The 3,198-nt window shown below is 27.4% G+C and carries 3 protein-coding genes and 1 other RNA gene; 1 reads left to right on the top strand and 3 read right to left on the bottom strand.

What is annotated here, in order from left to right; translation table 11 throughout:
- Positions 1 to 165 precede the first annotated feature (165 nt).
- Positions 166 to 969 (bottom strand): Rpn family recombination-promoting nuclease/putative transposase, encoded by an 804-nt coding sequence (locus ACRDDY_RS04360; RefSeq protein WP_438563749.1) that lies wholly within the window; start codon positions 967 to 969, stop codon positions 166 to 168.
- A gap of 66 nt (positions 970 to 1,035) precedes the next feature.
- Positions 1,036 to 2,397 carry a hypothetical protein gene (locus ACRDDY_RS04355; RefSeq protein WP_438563748.1) on the bottom strand — a complete coding sequence of 454 codons (1,362 nt, stop codon included), beginning with the start codon at positions 2,395 to 2,397 and terminating at the stop codon, positions 1,036 to 1,038.
- A 112-nt stretch (positions 2,398 to 2,509) separates the two neighbouring features.
- On the opposite strand from ACRDDY_RS04355, the gene ACRDDY_RS04350 reads away from it, so the two are divergent.
- Complete coding sequence (locus ACRDDY_RS04350) at positions 2,510 to 2,920, top strand: LAGLIDADG family homing endonuclease (protein ID WP_438563747.1); 411 nt, start codon at positions 2,510 to 2,512, stop codon at positions 2,918 to 2,920.
- A 112-nt stretch (positions 2,921 to 3,032) separates the two neighbouring features.
- Here the strand turns inward: ACRDDY_RS04350 and ssrA are convergent.
- Positions 3,033 to 3,198: a transfer-messenger RNA gene (gene ssrA / locus ACRDDY_RS04345) on the bottom strand; the annotation flags it as partial.

Here is a 3,198-nt window from a genome sequence, read left to right as displayed (position 1 = left end):
GCCCCTCAATTAACTTAACCCTAAAAACCTCTAAATCCTCACACCATTTTTCACTCCAACTACTCTTCATAATCTCTCCTAAAATATACTTTTCCTCATTATATCATGAAACCTCACAAAACCTACCATATTAAAAAGCAAGCACCTTTAAGTACTGACTTCCTCTTATCTTTTCAAATATTCTTTTCTTAATTTAATTACTTCTTCTATATTTAATCCAGTCTTTTTAGCAATTATTTCATCTTCTAACACATCAAGAAGATTTTTCGCTATCTCTATTTGTTTTTCTTTTTTCCCTTCATCTTTTAATTCTTTTAGCATAAATGCATTATTTGCTAGTCTTTCTTCAGTAGTATTTTTTATCCAATGTTTTATTGCTTTTAATTCTTCTTCACTCAATCCATCAAAGAATAGTGCTATATCTTTTATTCTATTCATGAATTCCATTGCAGTTATCTTTTGGTCTAATAAAAATATTGCTGATGTAACATTTTTATGTTCTAGTAGTTCTTCTTTTGTAAAACCATTATTTACATCAAATATATCATATGCAAAGTTTAAAATTCCACTATGAAATTTCTCTTCATTATAAAACATTCTTCTAAATTCTGTTGGCACATCCCAAACTTGGTTTCCATTATATAAAACTATAGTCACAACTGCTGGTATCTTTATATTCTTATCAGTCTTTTTATGGTTTTCATTCTTAGAAAACTCTCTTAAAATTTCTACAACGTAAAATAGTAATCTTAATGGCATTCTATAATCTACTCTAGATTGAAATTCTAAAAGTATGTAAAATATTGCCTCTATATCACCTATCTTAGCTTTATAAACTATATCACTTTCTGTTTCTTCATAATCTGAAGCAATAAATGACTTGTTTACTAGAGTTAAATCTTCTACTTTTAAGTCTTTAGTAAATTCCTTTTTACATACTTCTAAGCAACTGGGACCTAAAGCGCCCAGTACAAACCCCTTGCAAATTTGGAATTATTTTGAAATGCTTATTATACTTTACTTATCTACCTCACTCTATAAAACAGATACCTTTTTCCATCTAAATCCACAACTACTTTTATATTTTCCTGTAACTGCTCTTCTAATTGCTTGTTCTGTAACATTATAATATTCTGCTGCTTTTAGAACACTTTCCCATTCTTTTATTAGTATTCCTTCCATTGTATATTGGGCTATTTTATCGCATTTTTTTCTTATGATTCCTTCTCTATATTTCCATACATATCCTTTGCAACTTTTCCTTTCTTTATTGCACACTTTTCTTATTGCTTTGCTTGTTGTGTTGTATGCTACTGCTATTTCACTAACGTTTTCCCAAACCTTTATAAGCTCTCCATCTAAGCTATATTGTTCTACTATTTTATTTTTTAAATTTCTTTTCCATTTTTTATTATCTATTATGTATATCTTTTCTTCTTTCTCATTTTTCTTGATAACTCTTTCTTTCAAATATAGTAATTCTTCTTTTAAAACCTCTTTTGGATTTTTATTTTCACAGTTTATGTTTTTTTCTATTTGATATTTTTCTATTTCTTTATTTTCCTTAACTAGCTTATATTTATTTAATTTTATCATCTTATATTTTTTATTTTTTTCTTTTAATTCCTCATTCTTGTTAATCAATACTTCTTCTATTTTTTTATTTTCTCTTTTCTTTATCTCCATTTTATTTATAGTAATAAATTCATTAGTTGTCATTATTTTATTGTCTATTCCATACATATATCTTTTATACATATTCCATTTCTCTTTTTTTCTAACTAAATATCTTTCTGCATTACTATACAGTAATTCCACTATTTCTTTATACTTACGACCTGCAAAACTAATTTGACAAGTTGATGGCGAATGTTTATTTACTAATACTTTTTTTGATGATTTAAAAAACTTTCTAATTCCATCTATCATACTAAAAGTTCCAATAAATTTAATTTCACAGTACATTTCTTTTTTCAATGTATTTTTTCTCTCCTTTGCATATACAGATATACAACCATCGCCATCCATATATCCTCTTATAAAGTCCTTTTTAAATTCTTGTGGTACTATTTCATCACTTGGAAATTCTAGTATCAATGATTTTTTCTGTACACATCCAAGTCTTATTAAGCTTTCTGAAAATCTCTTTCCTCCAACTCTTATAGATACATATCCCTTTTTGTCTATACTTACCTTTCTATTAGATTCAATATCCTCTAAAAAAAGTTCTAATATATATTTATCTGCCGGATGTAATTGCAAAATAACTGTATATTTATTTTTCTTTTCTCCATTGATACTGACACATCCATCTGCATATAAGAATCCTAACCAATATGCCTTTTTCTCATCATCTATTTTCAAAAAATAATCATCATTTTCTTTATACTTTTTCATATGTCTTCCTCTTTTTCATTTAATATTATTAATTTATGTATTTTCTCAAATTTTAAACTATACCTTACATACTTTTCTTTTTTTAGTAAATAATATTATTAGAGGTGATTTTATGACTGAATCTGAAAAAGCTTATATAGCTGGAATAATTGAGAGTAAGGGCAGTATTATGCTTTTAAAGGATAACAATTCTAAGTTTCCTTCTCCTAATGTATCTATTAGTTCTACTGCTTTAGAGCTTTTAGAGTATATCTATAATACTTTAGGAAGGGGTTCTATTAGAAGAAGAAAAGGCCATAGTTTAGATGAGTATAAGGATTATTATGAGTTTACTTTAAAGAGAGATGATGCTATCTATTTTCTTGATTCTATTTATCCTTATTTAATTACTCCTTTAAGAAGATCTAGAGCTAATCTTATTATTACTAAGTATAAAGATTTAACTCCTAGAAATGGAAAGTATACGCCTGAAATGGTTAGATTAAAAGAAGATTTCTATAATGAATTTATGTCTTTAAAGTAAATCTAAGATTATTCTGATTAAATTTTATTTTGAATTTCTTCTCTTATTAATTAGAGTATTTTCATGAAAAAGAACGCAAAAAAGCTGTGATACTAAGTATCACAGCTTGTCATGGTGGAGATGACGGGTGTCGAACCCGTGTCCGAAAGTGGCTCCGTCCAGCTTTCTACGAGCGTAGTCTATAATTTAAATTTCGCTCCTGGAGACATCTATAGACAAACGTTCCATTCACTAGCTTCATAAATACCCCTCTAGCTCAAAGCTTTGCTAGACTTCGT

It is taken from the genome of Clostridium sp., assembly GCF_051656525.1.
In the GTDB taxonomy this organism is placed as follows: Bacteria; Bacillota; Clostridia; order Clostridiales; family Clostridiaceae; genus Clostridium.
Note: the sequence above shows the minus strand (reverse complement) of the source record. Positions and strands in the feature narration are given on the sequence as shown.

Coding starts and splice junctions, on each gene's coding strand:
- ACRDDY_RS04350 (WP_438563747.1), top strand. CDS start 2,510: ATGACTGAATCTGAAAAAGCTTATATAGCTGGAATAATTGAGAGTAAG.
- ACRDDY_RS04355 (WP_438563748.1), bottom strand. CDS start 2,397: ATGAAAAAGTATAAAGAAAATGATGATTATTTTTTGAAAATAGATGAT.